Genomic DNA, 23,980 nt, shown 5'->3' with positions numbered 1-23,980 from the left:
ATTTTGGAGTTGGCATTTTTTTTATCCCAGAAAATGAACCAAAATACTGGCCACCACGAAAAGAATAAACAAAATTTCCTTTACCCAAGAATATCTGCTTAAAACAAAATAATGACTAACAATAAAAGTAGTGGGTATCAAAAGAAGAAAATACAATTCAGTACCAGCCGAAGAAAAAATAAAATAGTTCCCAATCGCAGTTAAAAAGAATACAAACAAAATCATGAAGTATTTTCTCGAACTGATTTTTTTCTCTTCGACAACATTCGCCATAAATGCAGAAGCTATCAAAACAAAAGCAGCTAAAATACCCCAGTATACTTTCTGAAACATTGAATATTCGGCACTAAATTCAAAATTGTATAATGAACTTATAGTCTGAAGTAATCCAGTCAAATTATCATTAAGAAAATACCAACTTAAAACAACAAATACCGGTAATAAAAACCCCACAAAACCGGCAAGAATTTCACGAGGTCTGAAGTATCCCAAAAATGCCAAAGCTACCCAAAACCATAAGAGGTAAATGCCGGAAAAAAGGTAAGTAACAGTAGCCAATCCAATAAACATTCCTGCTTCGAAAGATTTAGCCAAGGTTCTTGATCCATGATATACTGCAAATACACAGTCAATTGCAAAAAAGAGTAAGAAACTTGCCAATAATGCTGGATGCATTCCATACAGTGAAACTGTACCTGTTGCTATTAAAGCAAAAACAAAAGCTGGCAAATCTGTCCTTTGCCTGATAAAAACATATCGTTCGTTTAATCGCACTGCCAAGAGCGACAAGAGAATTAAGATAGCTGCTCCTACAATGTTTAATGCGATAATGCTGCCCCCGGTAAGTTGTTGAAGTAATTCGTAAAGTGGCATTTGATCTTGCCCTGGGGTTAAAGATACTGGAGAAATAAATGCCTTAATCCATAAGAACAGGAATAAAACCGGCACCAAAAACAATAACAAATAGTGCCTTCCTTTTAGCGTTTTTAGCAGCATGTAGAAATATTTGATTGCGGTTTCCATATACCGGAAACCGCAATAGATTATTTATAAGTCGAAACCGATATCTCTACGGTAATATTTACCTTCAAAATCGATTAATTCAGCGTTTTTAAATGATGATGTCAAAGCTTCTTTCATACTATCTCCATAAGAGCTAACCGAAATTACTCTACCACCATTGGTTACAACATCTCCGTTAGAGGTTGTTGTACCTGCATGGAAAACGATACTTCCTTCCACTTTTTCAAGATTCTTAATCGCTTTTCCTTTTTCGTAAGCTTCCGGATACCCTCCAGATACCAACATAACTGTCGAAACAGTTCGTGAATCCATTTCAAAATCAGCCTGATCCAACTCTTGCTTAGATACCGCTTCCATTAATTCCAGAAGATCTGATTTTACTCTAGGCATAATCACTTCTGTTTCCGGATCACCCATTCGCACATTGTACTCAATTACATAAGGATCTCCCTCAACATTCATCAGCCCAATAAATACAAATCCTTTGTAAGGAATCTTGTCTTTTTGCAGACCTTCAATTGTTGGAGCAATTACACGCTCTTCAACTTTCTGCATAAAGTCACCCTTTGCAAATGGAACTGGAGAAATAGCGCCCATACCACCTGTATTCAAACCAGTATCTCCCTCGCCTATTCTTTTATAATCCTTAGCTTCGGCAAGAGTTCGATATGATTTACCATCGGTTAAAACAAAAACAGATAATTCAATTCCTGATAAGAATTCTTCAATTACTACACGGTTTCCGGCATCGCCGAACATTCCGCCCAACATCTCTTTCAATGAATTCTTAGCTTCATCAAGATCCTCAATAATCAAAACCCCTTTACCTGCTGCCAAACCATCCGCTTTTAAAACATACGGAGATTTCATTGTTTCAAGAAAAGCCAATCCTTCATCTAGGTTTTCCGTAGTTATACTTTTGTAAGCTGCAGTTGGGATATTGTGTCTGAACATGAATTCCTTTGCAAAATCCTTACTTCCTTCTAATTGAGCTCCCAATTTTTCTGGCCCAATTACAGGAATTTCTTTAATCTCCTCATCATTTAAAAAGAAATCGTGAATTCCATTCACCAATGGATCTTCAGGGCCAACAACCACCATATTGATACCATTGTCCAAAACAAACTCCTTAATGCCACCAAAATCATTTGGATTAAGATTTACATTTTCTGCTATTTCTGCCGTTCCTGCATTTCCAGGTGCAACAAAAAGTTTTTCTAGTTTTTTGCTTTGATTGAATTTCCATGCGAATGCATGCTCTCGGCCTCCAGACCCCAAAAGAAGTACTTTCATGTGTCAAATAAATTGAATATCATCATCAATACTAACGATAAAGCATGATCAGTAAAGATGATTCTGTTATAAAATGGTATTGATCGACAGCAAATTTAAGGATTCAATTGCAGTTATCCTGAGTGATATGCAATGAATTTGTATTTTTCTATTGACAAACACCAAATTCATATCCTTGCGCGCGCAATTCATCGATTAAACGCGGAATTGTATAGCGCATATTCTTTTCTGATTTTAGATGATTGTGGAAAAGTAGTATTGAACCTGGACGTACTTTTTTCATTACATCCCGATAACATCTCTCAGGAGAAATATCTTGCCTGTAATCTCCGCTTAACACATCCCACATTACAATTTTATAATCGGTTTGCAGGTATTTTGCTTGCGAACGCTTAATCAATCCATAAGGAGGTCGAAATAGCTTAGAATCTATGAATTCTGAAGCCAAAATAACATTCTCCACATACTTTTGCGTATTGTTATACCATCCTTTAAGGTGATTGTGAGTATGATTGCCCACCACATGTCCATCATCTATAATTCTCTGATACAAATTAGGATACTTACGAACATTATCTCCCACGCAAAAAAAAGTGGCCTTTATACCCTTTTCTTTTAGCAAATCTAATGTCCACATGGTAGATTCTGGAATTGGTCCATCATCAAAGGTCAGGTAAATCTTTTTTTCACCTGAATTGTATCGCCACACAAAGTCGGGAAATAATCTTCTGATTATTCCCGGCGCTCTCAACCACCTTAACTTCATTATCCCTTCCTATAATTCCCTAACAACCTCTTAAATTCCAATTCAATTTTCTTGTTCAGATCTTCCTGTTCGTATCGTGCCGTAATTTGATACAACTCCTGCATCAAGTACAAATTTCTGTTTTGCCAGCGAGGATATTCTGATGTAGAAACTGGAGTTAAGTTGGCATAATAATCCAACTCTTGCACCAAACGTTCCGAAACCTCTTGAACCAACTGATTTGCCTTTTCATATTCAGCAGCACGATAGTAAGATTTTGCTATTAAAACTCCCCAATAATCCATAGGAACTTTATCATTTGGGATCAACTCCACACACTTATCAAGTGCCATAACAGCCGAATCTCTTTTCCCCTCATCCATTAAGGTCTCTGCCAATCGCAAATAATTATTGCGCATACTCAAAGTCATTCTCGAACAAGTTTCATCCAAATATACATCTGGATCCTCAATATTTCCCCATCTAAATTTTTCAAGCATGTTGGTATACATTTTCGATCCGTTAACTCTACCAACTTGTCCATCTTCGTTTTCTGTTTTTATTGGAACCAATCGATAAGCAAATCCTTCCAGTTGGAAATATTTTTCCAATCCGTAATAACCATTCGATGGAACTGTAATTGCAAAATACATTGGCCTTTTCCAATTGTTTTCCAACAGCATATTATACAAGGTTAATCCAGCTTTCTCGATATAATTTCCCTTCATCTCCCACTCTAATTGATCCACAAGCAAGGCAGAATCTTTCTCATTTACTGTACCTGTTTTTAGAATTTGTTCCTTGTCAACTACCATTCTGAATTTACTGGCAGGAAAGTGATCTATCCTTTCATCGTATCCATAAATATTTTTGGTACTTTCTTTATCGCTTAAGACATATTCCAAGGCATCTTTAATATCCAAACCATTATACTTCTCCACATACGCTTTCAGCCTTGGATCATCTACCAAATAAACAATATCTCGTTTTCCTTCCAGGTATTTATCTTTAGTCATTGATATTGGAAGTGGTGCCGAATCGTAGTTCTGCTGCTTCATTTGATCGATATACCAATCAGTAGAAAGGTAGCTCAAATTACAAACACGAACATCGGTGCGAATTCCTTCTACTTCCTGCAAATACCATAGTGGGAAAGTATCATTATCTCCCATGGTGAATAAAATGGCATTGAGTTCGCAAGAATTCAAATAATTGTAAGCCATATCGCGAGCCAAATATCTTCCAGATCTATCGTGATCATCCCAATTTTGTTGAGCCATTAATCCTGGAACAGCAACAAAGCAAAGTACGAATACAGCAGGAACAGCAATTTTTTCTGATTTTAAAACTCTCTTGCTGGTTTCCAAAATGGCTAAAAATCCCAAGCCAATCCAAATGGCAAAGGCATAAAAAGAGCCTGCATAGGCATAATCCCTTTCGCGTGGTTGCAAAGGAGGTTGATTTAAGTATAACACAATGGCAATTCCGGTAAACACAAACAAAAGCATGATTACCCAAAAGTCTTTCTGGCCTGCACTATTCTTACGATATTGATAAAGCAATCCAGCAATTCCCAATAATAATGGCAGGAAATAATACTTGTTACTTCCTCTATTATTTTTCATGTGATCCGGACGAAGAGATTGATCTCCCAATCGCATATTGTCAATAAATGGAATTCCCGATATCCAGTTTCCTTCTACCACTCCTCCATACGATTGCTTATCCGATTGTCTGCCTGCAAAGTTCCATAAAAAATAGCGAACATACATGTAATTCACCTGGTACGAGAAGAAGAATTTCAGGTTCTGACCAAAGCTTGGTTTTTCTTTCTGATCAGGATTAATACCAGTCCATTTGGCATACTCTTCAGGATTCTTTCCTGTCATCCCTTTGGTGTGCATTCTTGGGAAAATCGATTTGTGCGAATCTTTAAAATTAGCTTTCGTTTTCTCGTACGACACCACATATTTTCCATCCTTCTTGATGTATATATTCTTATCCTTTACAAATCGTTTGTTCTCTACCAAAGGCGAATTAAAATACTGTCCATAAATTAATGGCGTATCACCATATTGCTCACGATTTAAATAGGATAGTAAAGTATGCAAATCTTCAGGATTATTCTGATCTAAGCTAGGGTTTGCATTGGATCGAATCATGATTACTGCATAAGATGAATATCCAATTAAAACAACCGCAAATGCCATCAGAATTGTATTGGCAAGAACTTTTTGCTTTTGAATGGTATATCGAACACTCCAAACAATTGCTGCAATTACAGCTAGTATGAATATGATTAAGCCAGAATTAAATGGCAATCCAATAACATTCACAAAGAATAAATCAAATAATAATGCGAGTTTCACAACTCCTGGAATGATTACATACATGGCTCCACCAAGCAAGAGTACCGCCAACCCAAGAGCTTTGATAATTCCATTTCGTGTAGGTGTATAGTTCTTAAAATAATATACCATTACGATGGCTGGTATCGCCAATAGATTCAACAGGTGAACCCCAATCGACAAACCCATTAGGTAAGCAATCAAAATAATCCATCGGTTGGCATAAGCCTTGTCCGATTCGTTTTCCCATTTTAAAATACACCAAAATACAACTGCCGTAAATAGCGATGATGTTGCATACACCTCTCCTTCTACTGCCGAAAACCAAAAAGTATCGGAAAAAGTATAAGCCATTGCTCCAATAAAACCTGCACCAATAATCTTCCAAATTTGCATTCCAACAGGATCTTCCTTACTGGAAACAAGTTTTTTTGCCAAATGCGTTATGGTCCAAAACAAGAAAAGAATTGTAAAGGCACTTACCATACCGGAAAGTGCATTAATCATTAATGCCACATTCTCGGTTCCCCCTGCAAACAATGCAAAAAATCGTGCTAATATCATAAAAAGTGGTGCTCCCGGAGGATGACCAATTTGTAATTTGTATGATGCAGTTATAAACTCTCCACAATCCCAGAAACTAACAGTAGGTTCAAGAGTTAAGAGATAAACTATGGCGGCTATTGCAAATGACAACCAACCAAAAAGCACATTAATTTTTTGATATTTGTTCATATCAGGCGAAATAAAGGTTTTATTAAATGGTGATTAAGCATCGAAGATACTACTTTCCGAAAAAAGTATTGTTTTTAATTATGTGAAAAAACCTTAAAATAAAACGATGACTTATTGTAAATCTAATACCGACTAGTACTTTTCCCTTATCAATCCTAATAATTTAATGATGAAACCTAAAGCAAAAAAAATGGCCGTCATTTCTGTGACGGCCATTCTCTATAAAATGTTTAGATATTATTCTGTGTAAGATTTAAACAAAAGTTCAAACTTCTGTTGTGTTTTGTCCTTCAATTCTGTTTGCTCACCCATTTCAGCCAGGCCCAACAGCATTTGCACAACTCTAATCTCTCTTTCCTGTTCGTTTCGGAAACTCTTAGCCAATGCTGGTTGTAAAGAGAAATAGTAATCTAATTTATCGTAGGATTGCTGTGCCATCTCTTCAAATAAAGCATTTGCCTTATCTGTTGCTCCAGCTCTGTAGTATTCCTGAATAAATCCAATCAAACTATTGTCATATGGAATTTTACTGGTTGGTAATTCTTCCATACATCTATCCAGAACATTTACTGCCTTTTCCATTTTTCCTTCATCATTTAACTGACTTGCCAAACGACTGTAATTTGAGCGGAAACTCATGATATTAATGGTCAAAATATGGAATTGGTCGACATACACACCAGGTTCTTTGATACGGCCAAATTCAAACTTGTTCATGAAATTTTCATACAGAATATCAGTATCAATTCGTCCAATTTCTAAACCTGCAGATTTTGTTTCAATTGGCACCAAACGGTAAGCCGCTCCTTCCAACTGGAAATATTTTTCCAAACCTAAGAAACTGCTTGTTCCCATACCAACCGAGAAATAAATTGGTCGCTCCCAATTGTTATTGGCAATAATATCATAAACCATGATATCATTCTTATACAGATAACTTCTCTTGATTTTCCAATCTAATTTCTTTTTGATCAAGTTTGCATCTTCAGGTCGAACCGTACCGTTGTTTACCACCTTGGCCGAATCAACCGGGATGTAAACATTTCTTCCTGGGAAGTAATCCAACTTTCTGCCAGTTTGCATTTCAACCTTCGAAGCCTTATTATCGCTGGCTACAAAGTCAAGCATTTGCTGTAATGATTCTTCACCATCCAGGCGTTCCAAAATAGGTATCTGATCGCGCTTCCCTGGCTCAACTTTTTCTGGTCCAAAACTCATTGGGATAGGATCTGAATCGTAAGCCTTGTTACGCATTTGGTTGATGTACCAATCGCCAGCTAAAAGACTCAGGTTCACAATTCGAATGTCACGACGAATTCCTTCCACTTCCTGTGCATACCACAATGGGAAAGTATCGTTATCACCATAGGTAAACAAGATGGCATTTGGCGCACAAGAGTTCAAATAGTTCTTTGCATAAGCCAATGTTGCATAACGGCCCGAACGATCATGATCATCCCAGTTTTGCTGTGCCATTAAGCCAGGAACGGCTACCAGGCACAAACCAGTAATTAAACCTGCACTTAAAACTTCTGGCATTTTCTTCTTCAACGTTTGATACAAGCCCATTACACCAAAACCAATCCATATCGCGAAAGCGTAGAACGAACCGGCATAAGCATAATCACGCTCACGTGGCTGTTGCGGATACTGATTCAGGTAAACCACAATGGCCAATCCTGTAAAGAAGAACAACAACATTACTATAGAGAAATCCTGCTTTCCTTTCTTGCCTGATCTAAACTGGTAAATCAAACCAATTAATCCCAGTATAAATGGCAGGAAGAAATAATTATTGCGTGATTTCTTGTTCTTTAACTCAGGATACAATTTATCTTCGTTTCCAACTTTTCCTCTATCGATAAAAGGAATACCCGATACCCAGTTCCCATGCAAAATTCCGCCATGGCCCTGAATGTCGTTCTGACGGCCAACAAAATTCCACATGAAGTATCGCCAATACATCCATCCAACCTGGTATTTAAAGAAAAACTGAAGATTCGATCCAAAACTTGGTTTGTAAATCACTTCGCCATTGCCCAAGGCAATTGGATTATTTTTTTTCACATCGCCCCAAAACTCGTACTCTCTAACATGATTTTCGCGAGAAGAGTACATACGAGGGAAAAGAGTTTCGAAACGAGAATCGAACTCATATTTTTGCTTGCGCGATGCAATTACATATTTGTTATTTTTCTGAATGTAATTCGGTTTGGTTTCCACCAAATCAACAGCCGGAGCATTGTAATACTCACCATACATCAATGGTCTGTCGCCATATTGCTCACGATTCAAATAGGATAGCAATGCGAATACATTGTCCGGATTATTCTCATCCATTGGTGGATTTGCCGACGAACGAATTACAATCATTGCAAAAGATGAGTAACCAATTACAATTACCATAAATACGGTAACAATGGTATTTAAAACCACATAGTTCTTTTTAATGGTATAGTCAATTGCCCAAATCACAAAAGATATCAGCAATACGGCATAAACCATTACTCCTGTATTGTAAGGCAAACCAAAGCCATTTACAAACATCAATTCGAACCACGAAGCCACTTTTACAACGCCAGGAATAACACCATACATTACAACTCCTAAAATGGCAACCGCTATAGCTCCTGCTGCAATAATTCCATTTCGGGTTGGCTCATACTTTTTAAAGTAATACACAAAAACAATGGCAGGAATAGCAAGTAAGTTCAACAAGTGAACACCAATCGACAATCCCATTAAATAAGCAATCAGGATAATCCAGCGATTTGCATACTTCTCATGGGCTACATCTTCCCATTTCAGGATTGCCCAGAAAACAATGGCTGTAAACAGTGATGATAATGCATAAACCTCTCCTTCTACTGCCGAAAACCAAAAGGTATCAGAAAAAGTATAAGCCAAAGCTCCTACCATACCGGTTCCCATAACAGCAAATAAATTGCCTTTCGTCAATTCTTCACCTTTATCAACCAATTTCTTCGCAAGATGAGTGATGGTCCAGAACAAAAACAGAATTGTAAATGCCGAAGCCAAAGCAGACATTACATTTACCATTAAGGCAGCTTCGGAAGGACTTGGCGCAAATAGTGCAAAAAATCGAGCCATAATCATGAAAAGAGGGGCTCCTGGTGGGTGACCAACCTCTAAACCATAAGCTGTGGTAATAAATTCTCCACAATCCCATAAACTGGCAGTTGGCTCAATAGTTAACAAGTAAGTAATGGCTGCTATCAGAAAAGCTACCCATCCTAACACATTATTAACCAATTTGTAATTCGAATTCATCTTGTGTGTATTTTCGTTTTTTTTATTGATTCGTAGTGAAATAATCTGAACGAAAATAGTCAAATTTCAGGGTTTCCCTTGAATTCCGACAGAATATTTTTCGAATTTTGTTTGCACACAAAAAAAAATTATTACATTTGCAAAGTCTTTACGAAAAGGCGCATTATGATTGACCCATGGTGTAATGGTAACACATCTGGTTTTGGTCCAGACGTTTAAGGTTCGAGTCCTTATGGGTCAACTTAAAAAAGCTTCGAAATTACTTTCGAAGCTTTTTTTGTATCCATACTTATGTACCATATCTGAAATCCGAGTTAAAACTCGGAATATTAAAACTTTCACTACTTAAGGATTCCTCAATCAAATCTAAAAACTCCGAGTTGAAACCCGGAGCAATTCATACACCATAGTTTAGGCAGTGATAAAATCTCTTATCGAATTTTCAAATAGAGTATACTAAAAGCACCCCTCTCCCTGTCGGGATCTCCCCTAAAAGGGGAGAATTTAATTCGATTTTAGTACTTCAAAATATTTAAAGCCTTATTATCTCTGCACTTTTTTACTTTTCAGACTTTTCGACTTTTAGACCTTTAGACTTTTAGACCTTTAGACTATTGGACTTTTAGACCCTTATACTATTTTCGTAAACCTAAAACTCCCGGCCACTCCCTGATCGTCCAAACTTTCTCCTTCAATCATGGTTTCATTAATCATCATTCCTTCCCAGGAGTCCAATTCGTATCTTATATCGTAATCGGCATGGATGATATCATATTCCGTTGCCCTAATTTTTATTCTGTTTTGGTTGATTTCTCCTTCTATCTTTTCCTGAATCATGAAAGTTTCATTGGAATCGGCATTCTCCGAAAAAATAATTTTGCCAGACAATTTCTTCCCTTCCTGCACCAAAATTAATTCTCCCTGGGCCGTTCCATAGCCATAATCCTCTTCGTAAATCCATTTTCCAGTTAAAGATTCAATTTTTTTTTCTTCCATCTCCAAACCCCTTTTAAATTGACAATGAGAAGCATTCAAGCTCTCCTGTTTCCTAACGCAAAAAACTTCGCAATATTTTTGTAATTTTTCGTTTTGACGTAAAAATATTTCCACTATATTTGCAGCGTCTTAGTCAGAAAATGACTGTATGGTATTGACCCATGGTGTAATGGTAACACATCTGGTTTTGGTCCAGACGTTTAAGGTTCGAGTCCTTATGGGTCAACTTAAAAGCTTCGAAATTCACTTTCGGAGCTTTTTTTTATTTTATACCATTACCTGATTTCGAATCCCGAATAATCCTTCACTCCAGCATCGCAAATAGTAATACGATCAACCCTGGCCCAGTCTGGTCCTTTCTTACACCACTCGCAAAATAAATCAACAGCCAATTCATCCCCTTCTGCTTCTACATAAACCGTTCCATTTACCTGGTTCTTTACAAAACCATTCACACCAAAACGCTGCGCCGCCTTTCGGGTATGATACCGAAAGCCTACACCTTGTACTTTTCCAAAAACAGTGATATTTACTGATTTTTCTGCCACAAACGAATCAATTACAATTTTGAGTTACGAAGTTAAGAAATTTAAGTTAGGAACATGATCTCCTCATGAAGACGCAGATTTTCATGATGCTTATGATTTTATATGATTTCAATCATTTATACTTACAGACGTTGCATGCAACCTCCCTACGTATTATTTTTGCCCTCATGATCCAATACGACGAACCATTATTCCGCCCGCCAAGCGAGGCCTATTCATTTATATTGCAGGTAACATTAGGATGTGCCTGGAACAAGTGTGCATTTTGCGAAATGTACAGCAGCAAGCAATTTCGCACTCGCAAAGAGGAAGATATTTTTGCCGATATCGATTCTATGCAGTCCTATGCCAATCATTATCGCAAGGTATTTTTGGCCGATGGAAATGCCATGGTCCTTTCTTTCGACAAGCTTTCGCGCATATTGGACAGATTAAACGAGAAGTTTCCACGATTGACTCGCATTTCGGCTTATGCTTTGCCTAAAGATATTGAAGCAAAAACCGACGAAGAGTTACAGCAATTGGCCGCAAAAGGATTAAAGCTATTGTATGTAGGAATCGAATCAGGCGATGATGAATTGTTGGGCAGAATCAACAAATCGGAAAACTACGAAAGCACTGCCAAAGCTTTAAAAAGAGCTCGTGCCGCAGGAATCAAACTTTCGGTAATGATTCTAAATGGACTGGGTGGTAAAAATTACTCTCACCAGCATGCTTTGAATTCTGCCAAAGTGGTAAACGAAATTCAACCAGAGTTCCTATCTACATTGGTTTTGAGCTATCCGTATGGGGAAGATCATTTTGCCAAAAAGTTCGATGGAGAGTTCATTCCTTTAAACACGGTAAAGCTAATTGCCGAAATGAAAGTCTTTATCGAAAACCTGGAACTGGAATCAACTGTTTTCCGCAGCGACCATGCTTCCAACTATTTGGTTCTTCGTGGCAATTTCCCTCGCGACAAACAGGAAATGCTTAACAGAATTAATGCAGTTCTCGACGATCCTGCCAATGCAAGATTACGTGAGGAGTGGATGCGGGGATTGTAGAATTTTCCTCCAATTTCTTCTGTCATTGCGAAGGAGTGGAAGAACTGTGGCAATCTATTAGAATGCGTTGCACTATATTGTTTTTTCATTAAGGAGCAATAGCTAGGTAATGTGGTGTATTTTCATCCCCCCCTCATCCGTAAAGACGTAGCACTGCTACGTCTCAACCATAACACCAACAAAAACTCCCTTCTACCCCACAACTGCACACTCATTCCTGTTTTTGTTTGCCTCACTCCTGTTATTGGTGCGCTAATTCTCCTCATCGGTATGCTTCTACCTGCCATTGGGCTTGTGAGAGTGAATAAATGCATGCTCCCACCTGCCAATGCTTGTGTCATTCCTGCCAAATACGTTGCACTTATTAACAATGAGCGTGCGGTTATTAACATTGAGCGTGCAGATGGCAGGTCTCACGATGCAGATGGCAGGTCTCACGGTGCATTTATTAACATTGACGGCGCAGATATCAACATTGAGCGTGCGGTTGGCAGGTCTCACGACGCAGATGGCAGGTATGAGCGTGCACTCATTAACATTGAGGGAAACATTGGCAAGTCTCACGCTAACATTGGCAGGTCTCACACAAAAAATGACATATCAGTTATTATTTTCGCCTTTTCAAACCCAATCAAGAAGCCATTTTAGCATCTGATTATAAGTTAACAGCCAAAATCCCATCTAACAAAATAGTCGCAAAGCCACGGCTAATCGGCATTTCAGCTATCCCAAATCAATTTTAACATATTTTAATACGATTGAAAGCATAATATTATTAATTTAAATCTATGTTTTTACAACATATTAGTTCTAACGGTAAAATGTATCAATCACCCTAAAATCATTAAACAATGAAACAGACCAAAAAGTTTACAATGGCCTACCCTGAGTTGGGACAGCGTGGCGATAGAGTTCAAGTTGTTGTTGCTCGTGATGTGGCCGAATTCGTTAAGTTTGGCTACGAAGAAACCATCCCTACCAAGGTGGCAGAAAAAACCAAACAGTTTAAGGATATCTTGCCCGATATGTATTGGGAAGGGCAAAAGACCTTAAAAACCAATGCCAAGGATGAATGCAGAAGCACTTTGGTGGGACTCTTAGGAGAAATTGCTTTTAAAGCCAAATTGGCTTTGGGAAATGGAAGCAAGGAGTATGCAACCTTCCGTTTTAGTGGAGTAGATCGCAAAACGGACAATGAATTGGTGGCTTACTCCAAGCACGTTTGCCAAACTGCCAACTTCTTTATCGATAAGTTGAGCACACGCAATGTAACTGCTGAGTTAATCACCCAAACTACCAATGCTACCATTGCTTTAGATGATGCCATTGATGCACAGGCCGAGGCCATATCGATTCGCGAACAGAAAAGTGTGGAGCGTTTGGCAATGGGTAACGAGCTTTACGACTTAATTGTTGAGTTGTGCGAGGTTGGCAAAAGAATCTGGGAGCACAAAAACGAAGCTTTTTACAACGACTATGTGCTTTATGCTTCGAGCAAATCGACTACCCAGGCCGAAGAGAATGAAGAAGTAGTTGAAGAAACAACAAACGAAGAATAGAAAATAGTGTTAAGTTGATATATTTACCGGGGCGAATCTCAAGAATGTTTGGGGTTCGCTTTTTTTTATTCGGCACTTACAAAAAAAAACTATACAATAACTTTAAGATTCTAATTTATTGTAAGTTTACAGGATAAAAATTAAACATCTCATAAAATACCATAAGCTAACCTTAATGAAAAAACGATTAATCATTCTTACGATACTCTGTTGTTTCTTTATTACATGTAACAAATCTGATGATGATATCTCAATTCCCATTATTGAAACCTTATCTGTAGATGAATCAAATCATATTGGCGTTTGGGTAACTGGTTCGCTTCGAAAACCCCAAAATGGTTTCATACAAGATCATGGATTTGTGTTTTACCCTTACAGATATTACTATGATAAGCCAGATTTTAATTCTGTTAGCAAATTTACCTTAGGAAGTTCAAACCAGAATAGTTTTACTTTCGAGGGGGTTTACGCCAAAGACTTTGTTAAAGACAGAAAGTATGCTGTAAGAGCATTCGCCAAGTTCAATGACCAAGTTTATTATGGAGAAGAAATTGAATTTGTGAGCCATGTTGAATCGGAATTAAATCTCAGTTTCAAGCCTGATACAGTAAATATTGGAGATACGATTTCGATTAGCGGATTATACCTAAACCCAAGAAACTGGGTAGATTCTATTGGCTTTGATAACATCAATGTAATGCCATTTGCTGTAAGCGATACCGCAATGAAGGCAATTGTTCCACAAGGCTTGAAAAAAAATCAGTTTAAGCTTAAAATTAATGTGGCCAACACTGATGTATATACCAATAATACACTTACTATAAATCCGCCAAGAATTGATTCCGTATCGCAAAGCAAGGTAGTTTCATTAAACGAAATTGATATTTATGGCATTAACTTTAGTACAGTTGGTGAAGTTAAAATAGGTGGCAAATCGGTTAACTCCTATAATTATAAGATGAAAATTGTATCGGATAGCTTGTTGAAAATTAGAATTCCCAGGGAAATTTCATCTGGCGAACTATCCACCACCTTTAAGTATTTAGATCAAGAAATTACATATGATGGTATTTTTGAGGGAATACTTCCAACTATTCATTCCTTCTATCCAAAGGAAGTATGGTATAATGATACATTATTTATTAAAGGTAAAAACCTTACCCTTGTATATAATTTTAATCATCCATTAACAAATCATTATAATTTAAATAATACGGTTTTTAGTAGAACTGACAGTCTTATTAAATTAATTATCAAAGAACCATTTTCAAAAGGCAAAATCCAGGCAAAGTACAATGATGAAATTGTTTATTCTGAAGAAGATGTTCAATGGCTATCCCCATCAATAAATTCTATAAGCAAACACACTATTTATGCCCAAGACCATTTGATATTATATGGTCGAAATTTTATAAGGGGAATGACTATTCATATTGGCGATGCAAAACACTACAACATGGTAATGGATAGTATCAAAGCAAGTTTCCTTCCTAACGCAAAAGCAGGTGAATACAACATTCGTTTGTCTCATGAACAAAATGCCTTTGATACAATTACCAATATTAAAATAAAAGTTTTGTCGCCTGAGATTATTGATGTGAATCCTAAAACTTTTACAAGAAACCAGAAGATTCATATCTCAACTAAAAACATTAATCCTGAACACAATCCAGAATTTTCCATTGCCAATCAATCATGCGAAATTATTGAAAGAATTGGAGATGATTTTATTATAAAATACAATCCTATTGAAAAAATGGAAGGGGAAACAAAACTAACGATTAAGCATGGCTTGGCATCCTTTACCTTTAATGAAGAGCTAAATCTTCATGATCCATGGGAATATGTAGGAAGTACAAAATTTTATGGCAATGCAGAATATATTGGAATGTGGAATGAAAAACCTACTCTTATCGATAAAGGGAGAAGAGTGATGCAATTTTCACCAAGCAATGAAAATTGGAGTGTCTACTCCGAAATAAATATTCCTGAATATTTAATCACTTCAGCAATTCATAATGATGATTTAATGCTTGTTTATCACAATAATAAAAAGCAAATTTCTTCCTATTCAATGCTTAACAAGAAGCTGAATGTACTAGACAATTCGGGCATTCAGAATTATCTCGAAGAAGTTTACTCTTTTACTTTCGATAACTCATTTTATATAGGTTCAGGAACTAGTTTAGCCAAGTTTGATTTCGAAAAACAAAGCTGGACTGCTCAATCATTTCCTTACGAGAACGTAGATTACTCTGATCCTTCCATCTGTTTTGTTTCAAACAATACCTTATATGTAATGTTTACCTGGGCGGTTTCAGGGGGTAACGAATTCAAAAAATTCTGGAAATGCAATTTAGAAACAAAAAAATGGACCAAATTATCCAACAAAATTCCTGATTTTAGAGAGGACCGCACAAGTGTTTTTTACAATGGGAATGCTTATATCATCCACGAAGGAGCAAACAGCAAAAGAGGGTTTCATGTATACAATCCTGAACAAGATAAATGGACCGAATATGCCCCTCCTCCAGGAATTGGCAATAAGTACCACACCTTTATAGTTGATGATTACTTATACTTCGCATGTTATGATTGGAAACCTAACGCATATTCAACTTATAAAATTCATTTGAATCAATTAGTATCCATTAATAACAATTAATTCTTTTACTAAGCGAATCTCAAGAATATTTGGGGTTCGCTTTTTTTAACAATACACCAGAATTGCTATCTTAGTATACCTAATAAATGTCCAAGCCCTAAAATGAAAACTCGTTTTATCGATCAAAACCTAAGACCCAATGAATTCTCTGATGAGACTTTGGTGGTTTGTCCGAAATGTGGCGGTAAGGCCATGGTAAAAAGTACACAAGTACCACAATTTGCTGAGTTGAGATGCTACTCCTGCCATTATGTAACCGACAAACCTCTTGATTTGAATAAGAAATCATACAGTGCCACTACCGATTACTGGTTCGATTGCGAATTCTGGCTGCAGGACAGCTTTAAAAATGAATTCTTTTTTGCTCACAACTACAAGCATTTGGAATACATTAAGCAATACATACAAGCTGGGTTAAGAGAACGAAACGATAGAGCCTTTTTTACCTTGGTTGAAAAATTGCCACAGTTTATTAAATCGGCAAAAAACAGAGATCGTTTGCTTAAGATGATTGAGAAACTGGAGAAGAAATGAATTCTGGTTGATGGCCATTCCCAAATCGGCACATTGAGTAGTACCCCACATCAAGCAGCAGAGCTGCATAATATTTGTAGCACACAATCCTTCATTAAAAAAACTAGGTGCAGCGCACCGCAATATTTTTCGTGAAACTCTGTACTCCTCAGTGGTTAAAATAATACAATCTTTATGGGGAACACAGGGCGATAAAGGGACAGACAGCATGGGGAATGCATATCACTCAATACTAACCGAAACCATGTGTCCCATGATATCAGAAACCGTTAAAAAAAGTTAAAACAAAAGAAAAATTACAGCTCGTATACGTGTCCATCCCATGACAAATGTCTTTGTATTGAAGCAGTGAAATGAGTGCATTTCACTGGAAAATGAACAAAGATTTGTAGTGAACATGATGCGAGAAAAGAATTTTAAAAAAGAAAACAATCCATATGAAGGACAAGCACTTTGGCGAAAATATGTCCTAAAATATTTTTGCCTTGCCCTGCTTCTGCTTTTCTCAAGTCTGGGATTTTCCAACAACATCAAGGGAAAGATTCAGGATTCAAAAACCCGGGAGAGCATCCCTTTTGCCAATGTGCTGGTGAAAAATACCACCAATGGCATGATGTCGGACAGTGATGGGAATTTTAACCTGAACATCGAGAAGTTTCCCTGCACCATCATCATTAAATTTATTGGCTACAAGTCGCAGGAGGTTCGCGTTGAGAATAAAAATCAGTTTCTGAATGTGATGCTTGAGGAAGATGTAGTTGCCCTGAACGAGATTACCGTGAAGCCCGACAACTCGTACGAGCGCTCGCTACTAAGAAAGATAATTAAGAACAGGAAGAAAAATAATCCGGACAACTACCAGCCTTTGTCCTACAAAGACTACACGCGCACAACGGTATTCCTGTCGAACCTGAGGGTGAAAACCTCTCAATCGAAAACATTCAGAAATTCGGCTGATGCTTTTGTAAAGAGCAGCGATTCTACCCTGATGATGCCTTTCTATATGGATGAAACCATCAGCGAGCACGCCCGAAAGGATAAAGTAGACAACAGCCATATTACAGCACAAAAATCGGATGGGATTCTCTCCCAGGTAAACCCGCAAATTAAGACAATACTGCACAAGAAGGTGACAACCGAATTCAATTTCTACAACAATCAGATTGATATTTTAACAAGAGGATTTCCGAGTCCGATATCGAGCACAGCCCTGATGTACTACAATATCTACTTAAGTGATAGTATTGTGAGCAACAAGGTGAAGCATTACAAATTCAATTTCTTTCCCAAAAGCTATAAGAACATCACCTTTAAGGGACATTTCTGGGTAGAAGAAGGAAGTTGGGCCCTGACCGAAATAAAGGCTTCGCTGCCCAATTCGGCCAACCTGAATTTTGTGAAGGATTTGGAGGTACACATCAATTACGAAAAACTTTCTGATGAGAAGTGGTTCTACAAAACCCAGAAGATTAACCTGAAGCTGACCATCAACAAGAAAGAGGGAAAAAAGCGCAAGAAGAAAACCTTCGACGTGCAAAAGTTAATCTGCTATCGCGATGCCAATACCAACAATTTGGCTCCCTTTGCAGAGATGCCCTCATCGAGTTATGCACTGCTGAATACGGAGGCCAGCAACAACAAAATTATCGCCTTCAGGCATGAAGTGGCTCCTCTTGATACTTTCGAGCAATCGGCTTACAAGGGAATTAAGAAACTAAAAGAAAACAAATTTATTAAGGTGGCCGATAAGTTTAGCGCCATGACCCTGAATGGGTATTACAATTTGGGCAAGCTGGACCTGGGCCCTTACTTCTCTTTTTATCGCAAAAATGAGATAGAAGGACACCGCTTTACCCTGCCATTGCGCACCAGCGAAAAGCTTTTTAAGAATTTCATGGCCGGAGGTTACCTGGGTTATGGATTTAAAAACAAGGAGTTGGCCTATGGCGGAAATGTGAAAGTGATGCTTCCTACGAAAAAGAGAAGTATCCTGTCGGCCAATTGCCACTACGATTATTTTGATCTGACCAAGAACAAGTTCGTAGAGTTCATCAGGGAAAATCCTTACCAACAGGGAGGCGGAAATATCATTTCCTCTTTTACCTCGAAGGTTCCCAACCCTTATTTGATTCGCAACCGTCACATCGACATTAGCTACGAACACCAGGTGAACAAGAGCCTGGGAATATTGGTACGCCCGGCACTAAACAGGTACTACTCGAATTACAATTTGGCTTTTAACCAGGGAAACCAAAGCCTGTCGCATTTCGACACCTACAATGTGATGCTGGATGCCCGACTTTCCTTTAGCCAAGATTATGACGAGGGCTTTTTCTCACGCATCTATTACGGAAATCAGAAACCTGTATTTCACATCTCCACCCTGATGGGACAGTACAAATTGCCTGTGAAAGGTGGCAAGAAAAGTGGCTACTATGCCAATGTGAACCTGTCGATGAAAAGTCGCTTTAACATGGGTCCCATGTTTTTAAAATCGATGATTGAAGGGGGAGCCGTACTGGGCCGCGTTCCATACCCGTTGCTGCAAATGCCACGGGGAACACGAGACATTGGATCGGCACGTTACCATTTCAACCTACTACACCATTCCTCTTTCGCCAGCGATATGTATATGAGTGCTCACCTCTGTTTGAACGGTGGTGGTGTACTATTCAACAAGATTCCGCTGATTAAAAAATTCAACATGAGGGAGGTGGTCAGCTTTAAGGCCTACTACGGAAAGCTTTTGGGAAATCACGACAAAGTGATGAAGATTCCCAATATGCTTCAGGCACCAGGCAAGGAACCCTATATGGAAATGGGCTTTGGGGTAACCAATATTTTCAAATGCCTGAGGGTTGAATATGTGAACCGAATTAACAAGGGAGCCTATTTCGACAAGTTCTCTTCCAGTCATGGTTTCAGGTTTAGAATAGAAGTGAGTTTCTAATTCGGTCTGCACCTAAATAAACCATCAAATAATCAATCAAGATCAAATCATGAAATTACGAGTAAGTGTAAGATCCAGATTTACTGCCGTAGGGTATCAGCTCATTTTGCTGATGCTCCTTTTTCAGTTTAGCCGCCTGCTGTTTATTGGCTTTAACCAGGCTTTGTTCTGCAACATCTCCTGGTACCTTTATCCTATCTATCTGGTTAATGCAATCAAATACGATATAGCAGCCGTTTGCATGCTGAATGCTCCTTTTATTCTATTGAGTTTATTGCCCTTCCCTTTTTGCGAGAAGAAATGGTATCAATATCTATTAATGGTTTTGTATGCCGTGATAAACACGGTGGGTTTGGTGGCTAACCTGGCCGATATCTTTTACTATCCATACACCTTGAAGCGCATTACCTGGTCTATTTTCGATTACCTAGGGACACAGGCCAATATGTCATCTCTTGGCGGAGAGTTTTTGCTTACCTATTGGTATGCCTTTATTCTGCTAGGTCTATTAATTGGGATTCTGTTGAGATTTTTCCGCTTCAGTTTACAAAAGCACAAGAAAACCCAAAGAGCCTTTGACTATCAAACAGCAACAGGCTTTTGGCTGGTAATTGTCCTGGCCACCTATATGGGCATGATCAACAATCTGAATCCCTTTGGTAAATCATTGCAAATAAGCGATGCCCTTGACGATGTGGAACAGGTTGAAGATGCCGGAATTGTTCTTAACTCGGCCTTCACCTTACTGTCATCATACGGCGACGATTCAACAACTACCCTTCCGGTGATTCAGCCACAAGCCCAAAAGGTATCAAATGGAGAATTCAGACCCGACAATGTGGTCATCATCATACTGGAGAGTTTCACGCGTGAGACTTTCGGAAGTTTAAATACCGATTTGGAAGGTGGAAACTATAAGGGCTATGCTCCCTTTTTGGATTCCCTGATGCAGAAAAGCTTGTATTTTACCCATGCCTACGCCAACGGTCGCAAGAGCATGGATGCAGTGCCAGCCATCCTGTCCTCGATTCCTGCCAACCAGACTCCTTTTATCCTGGCCAACAAAGCGGGTAAAAAAGTAGAGAGCTTAGCCTCCTGTTTAAAAGGCAAAGGCTACGAAACCTTCTTTTTTCATGGTTCGCACAATGCCACCATGGGCTTTGCCGATTTTTGCCAGTCGGCCGATATAGATCACTACTACGGACTGGATGAATATCCTGCCGGAAAAGATTTTGATGGCACCTGGGGCATATTCGACGAGCCCTACCTGCACTATATGGCCGAGAAGCTTGACCAGTGCAAAAGGCCATTTTTATCTACGGTATTCACGCTGTCCTCGCACAATCCGTATGTGGTACCTCAGAAGTACCAGGGAAAATTTCCCAAGGGAAGCGATGGCATTCACGAAACCATGCGCTATACCGATTATGCCCTGCGCCAGTTTTTCAAAACCGCGGCCAGCAAGGATTGGTATCAAAATACTTTGTTCATCATCACAGCCGATCATGCCATCACCCCCTGGCACAAGGAATATGCAACCTCGGCCAATGCCTTTGCCATTCCACTCTTGTTTTATGCACCAGGCAGGAATTTGAAAGGCAAGAGAGAAGAGCGGGTGCAACAAATTGATGTTTTTCCTACGGTACTCAGCTACCTGAACTACGGGGAAGAGTTCCGATCTGCGGGAAATAATTTACTAGATCCTAAGTCACCAAAATATGCCGTGAGCATTGTCAACCAGTGCTACCAGATGATTCAAGGAGATTACCTGCTGCTCTACGATGGCAAGAAATGCAAGGCCCTTTATCAAATAGAAGCAGATCCTTATCAGAAGACCGACATCAAACATCTAAAGCTAAAGGTAGTTGGTGATATGCTGTCCTTGTTACACGCCCACCTTCATCCAATAAACCAAAATAATAAATCATGAGTAAGTACGATTTCGTTAAAAACAGCAATTTGGTCATACAGGCCAAACTATTACGTGAAACCAACATGTATCCCTTTTTTCGTCCCATTTCATCACCTCAATCCGATACGGCCATAATCGAAGGCCAGGAAGTTTTGATGTTTGGCTCGAACAACTACCTGGGATTGAACAATCATCCAAAAATAAAAGAAGCGGCCACAGCGGCCATCAATAAATACGGCACCTCCTGTACCGGAAGCCGATTCATGAACGGCACACTGGATTTACACCACGAGCTGGAAGATGAATTGAAAGATTTTCTGGGCAAGGAAGCGGTAATCATCTTTCCTACCGGATTCCAGGTGAATACGGGTGTGCTTCCGGCCATGGCAGGAAAGGGAGATCATATTTTCATCGATGAGTTGAACCACGCTTCTATTATTGACGGCTGCCGAATGAGTTTGGCCCAACGAATTAAATACAAGCACAATGACATTTTTGATTTGGGCAGAAAGCTGAACAGGGGAAAAAACTCTGCAGGGGTAAAACTTATTATCACCGATGGTATTTTCTCCATGGATGGGGATATTGCCAAGCTGGACAGAATTGTGATGGAAGCAAGCAAGCACGACGCCTTCACTTTTGTAGATTGTGCCCATGCCATTGGGGTATTGGGAAATCATGGGGCTGGTACAGCCTCGCATTATGGCATTACCGAACAGGTTGACTTGATTGGAGGAACCTTTAGCAAGTCGATGGCTTCGGTTGGTGGTTTTGTTGCCGGTAACAAGGATGTGATAGACTATTTGAGCCACGCCTCGCGTTCCTACATGTTCAGTGCCAGCTTGCCTCCAGCTTCCACAGCCAGTGTGTTGGCCTCGCTACGCCTCATCAAATCGGATGACTCCTTCCGCCAAAAGCTATGGGAAAACACCCACTATGCTTTGCGCCTAATGAGAGAACACAACCTTGATATTGGTCTAGCCGAAACGCCAATCATCCCAATCTATATTCGTGACAGTATTCTTACTTTCCGCGTAGCCAGAAAATTATTGAACCGTGGAATCTATGTCAATCCCGTAGTGGCTCCTGGGGTGAAGGAGAACGATGCACTTTTGCGTTTTTCACTGACAGCGGCTCACAGCAAAGATCAAATTGAGCATGCCATTGAGACCATTAGCCAAGTTGTAAAATCATATGTCCCGCAAGAAAACCTATGTCACTAGAAATAAGAGAAGTTAAGACGATTTCTGAACTGAAGCAGTTCATTCGTTTTTATACGAATCTATACAAAAACAATAAGCAGGTTGCCTTTCCCATTCATCTTGACGAATCGCACACCTTGAAAAAAAGTAAAAATCCGGCACTGGCTTTTTGCAAGAGCAAATACTGGCTGGCTTACCAGAACAATCAGGTTGTGGGGCGCATTGCTGCCATCATCAACCGAAAAGAACAAGAGAAGCTGGATCAGAAGATAGGCCGTTTTGGCTGGTTCGATTTTACCGACGACCTGCAAGTTTCCGCTGCCCTGATGAAAACTGCCATTGAGTGGTTGAAACAACATGATACGGAAGTATTGCATGGCCCCATGGGCTTTACAGACATGGATCGCCAGGGCTTGCTAATTGAAGGCTTTGATTGTGAAGGCACTTTGGCTACCCTATACAACTACCCTTATTACCAAAGGCACATTGAAAACTTAGCCTTCGAGAAAAGTACCGATTGGGTGGAATATGAGATCCAAACCAACGACGCCATTGCCGGAAAAATGGAATCGCTCGCCCAAAGATGCAAGGAAAGAAACAAGTTGGTCAGCATCAAACCCAAAGGTTCCAGGGAAGTGAAGAAGATTGCCCCTGCAATTTTCAAGCTGATTAATGAGTGCTATAAGGATCTTTATGGATTCATTCCCCTTAGCAAGGAGCAAATGGATTATTACACCAAGTCGTATTTGAGTTTCATCAACATGAACCTGATCAGCCTGGTGGGCGACGAAACTGGAAAACTAATTGGTGTTGGAATCGCCATGCCCTCCTTCACAAAGGCCTTGCAAAAGGCAAAGGGGAAGCTGTTTCCTTTTGGCGCACTGCACCTGCTAAAGGCGGTGAATAAAAACGACCGCGTGGACCTTTACCTGATTGCAGTGGATGAGCAATATCAAAACAAGGGAGTTAATGCCATTATCATGAGCGACATTATCAGTGGCGCTGCCCGCATGGGGATCTATAACGCCGAGAGCAATATTGAACTGGAGGATAACAAGAAGGTGCAAGCCATGTGGCGATTCACCCCAAACAGGCAACACAAAAGACGCAGGTGTTACACCAAACAATTATAA

16 protein-coding genes and 2 tRNA genes are annotated in these 23,980 nt (G+C 39.1%); 11 read left to right on the top strand and 7 right to left on the bottom strand.

Annotated features, from left to right (window positions below; all coding sequences use genetic code 11):
• Window positions 1-21: 21 nt before the first annotated feature.
• From BXY64_RS01795 to BXY64_RS01775, 5 genes are all read right to left on the bottom strand, one after another.
• Entirely contained in the window at window positions 22-996 is a 975-nt protein-coding gene (locus tag BXY64_RS01795) for a hypothetical protein (RefSeq protein WP_147375852.1), read from the bottom strand.
• A 51-nt stretch (window positions 997-1,047) separates the two neighbouring features.
• Complete coding sequence (gene purD, locus BXY64_RS01790) at window positions 1,048-2,316, bottom strand: phosphoribosylamine--glycine ligase (protein ID WP_120238267.1); 1,269 nt, start codon at window positions 2,314-2,316, stop codon at window positions 1,048-1,050.
• Window positions 2,317-2,464: 148 nt separating this feature from the next.
• Window positions 2,465-3,082 carry a polysaccharide deacetylase family protein gene (locus BXY64_RS01785; RefSeq protein WP_120238266.1) on the bottom strand — a complete coding sequence of 206 codons (618 nt, stop codon included), beginning with the start codon at window positions 3,080-3,082 and terminating at the stop codon, window positions 2,465-2,467.
• Entirely contained in the window at window positions 3,082-6,144 is a 3,063-nt protein-coding gene (locus BXY64_RS01780; RefSeq protein ID WP_120238265.1) for a glycosyltransferase family 117 protein, read from the bottom strand. Before BXY64_RS01780 ends, BXY64_RS01785 begins: the two co-directional genes overlap by 1 nt.
• A gap of 237 nt (window positions 6,145-6,381) precedes the next feature.
• Window positions 6,382-9,435 (bottom strand): glycosyltransferase family 117 protein, encoded by a 3,054-nt coding sequence (locus BXY64_RS01775; protein ID WP_120238264.1) that lies wholly within the window; start codon window positions 9,433-9,435, stop codon window positions 6,382-6,384.
• A gap of 170 nt (window positions 9,436-9,605) precedes the next feature.
• Here BXY64_RS01775 and BXY64_RS01770 point away from each other — a divergent pair.
• Window positions 9,606-9,676: transfer RNA gene (locus BXY64_RS01770), tRNA-Gln, on the top strand.
• A gap of 389 nt (window positions 9,677-10,065) precedes the next feature.
• On the opposite strand, the gene BXY64_RS01765 is transcribed toward BXY64_RS01770, so the two are convergent.
• Window positions 10,066-10,431 (bottom strand): hypothetical protein, encoded by a 366-nt coding sequence (locus BXY64_RS01765; protein ID WP_120238263.1) that lies wholly within the window; start codon window positions 10,429-10,431, stop codon window positions 10,066-10,068.
• A 155-nt stretch (window positions 10,432-10,586) separates the two neighbouring features.
• On the opposite strand from BXY64_RS01765, the gene BXY64_RS01760 reads away from it, so the two are divergent.
• Window positions 10,587-10,657, top strand: a tRNA-Gln gene (locus BXY64_RS01760).
• Window positions 10,658-10,706: 49 nt separating this feature from the next.
• Here BXY64_RS01760 and BXY64_RS01755 read toward each other — a convergent pair.
• On the bottom strand, window positions 10,707-10,979 hold the full coding sequence (locus BXY64_RS01755; protein ID WP_120238262.1) for an acylphosphatase: 273 nt from the start codon (window positions 10,977-10,979) through the stop codon (window positions 10,707-10,709).
• A gap of 167 nt (window positions 10,980-11,146) precedes the next feature.
• Here BXY64_RS01755 and BXY64_RS01750 point away from each other — a divergent pair, with 167 nt between their 5' ends.
• The 9 genes from BXY64_RS01750 to BXY64_RS01710 all read left to right on the top strand — a co-directional run bounded on the left by BXY64_RS01750 (window position 11,147) and on the right by BXY64_RS01710 (window position 23,980).
• A complete protein-coding gene (locus BXY64_RS01750) occupies window positions 11,147-12,025 on the top strand; it encodes a radical SAM protein (protein ID WP_211334389.1) in 879 nt (292 codons plus the stop codon).
• Window positions 12,026-12,295: 270 nt separating this feature from the next.
• Window positions 12,296-12,673 carry a hypothetical protein gene (locus BXY64_RS01745; RefSeq protein ID WP_120238261.1) on the top strand — a complete coding sequence of 126 codons (378 nt, stop codon included), beginning with the start codon at window positions 12,296-12,298 and terminating at the stop codon, window positions 12,671-12,673.
• Window positions 12,674-12,876: 203 nt separating this feature from the next.
• Window positions 12,877-13,584: a hypothetical protein gene (locus tag BXY64_RS01740; protein ID WP_120238260.1), complete on the top strand. Its 708-nt coding sequence runs from the start codon at window positions 12,877-12,879 to the stop codon at window positions 13,582-13,584.
• Window positions 13,585-13,759: 175 nt separating this feature from the next.
• The gene (locus tag BXY64_RS01735) at window positions 13,760-16,249 is read left to right on the top strand and encodes a Kelch repeat-containing protein (RefSeq protein ID WP_120238259.1); all 2,490 of its coding nucleotides are present in this window, start codon (window positions 13,760-13,762) and stop codon (window positions 16,247-16,249) included.
• A 102-nt stretch (window positions 16,250-16,351) separates the two neighbouring features.
• Window positions 16,352-16,783 (top strand): hypothetical protein, encoded by a 432-nt coding sequence (locus BXY64_RS01730; protein WP_120238258.1) that lies wholly within the window; start codon window positions 16,352-16,354, stop codon window positions 16,781-16,783.
• A 397-nt stretch (window positions 16,784-17,180) separates the two neighbouring features.
• Window positions 17,181-19,733 carry a DUF5686 and carboxypeptidase-like regulatory domain-containing protein gene (locus BXY64_RS01725; RefSeq protein WP_120238257.1) on the top strand — a complete coding sequence of 851 codons (2,553 nt, stop codon included), beginning with the start codon at window positions 17,181-17,183 and terminating at the stop codon, window positions 19,731-19,733.
• A gap of 49 nt (window positions 19,734-19,782) precedes the next feature.
• On the top strand, window positions 19,783-21,663 hold the full coding sequence (locus BXY64_RS01720) for an LTA synthase family protein (protein ID WP_120238256.1): 1,881 nt from the start codon (window positions 19,783-19,785) through the stop codon (window positions 21,661-21,663).
• Window positions 21,660-22,868, top strand: a complete 1,209-nt coding sequence (locus tag BXY64_RS01715; protein WP_120238255.1) for an aminotransferase class I/II-fold pyridoxal phosphate-dependent enzyme — start codon at window positions 21,660-21,662, stop codon at window positions 22,866-22,868. Before BXY64_RS01720 ends, BXY64_RS01715 begins: the two co-directional genes overlap by 4 nt.
• Entirely contained in the window at window positions 22,859-23,980 is a 1,122-nt protein-coding gene (locus BXY64_RS01710) for a hypothetical protein (protein ID WP_120238254.1), read from the top strand. The genes BXY64_RS01715 and BXY64_RS01710 overlap by 10 nt, the downstream gene beginning before the upstream one ends.

Origin of the sequence: Marinifilum flexuosum, assembly GCF_003610555.1 — a bacterium.
Taxonomy (GTDB): domain Bacteria; phylum Bacteroidota; class Bacteroidia; order Bacteroidales; family Marinifilaceae; genus Marinifilum; species Marinifilum flexuosum.
This window is presented reverse-complemented; position numbering and strand designations above follow the sequence as displayed.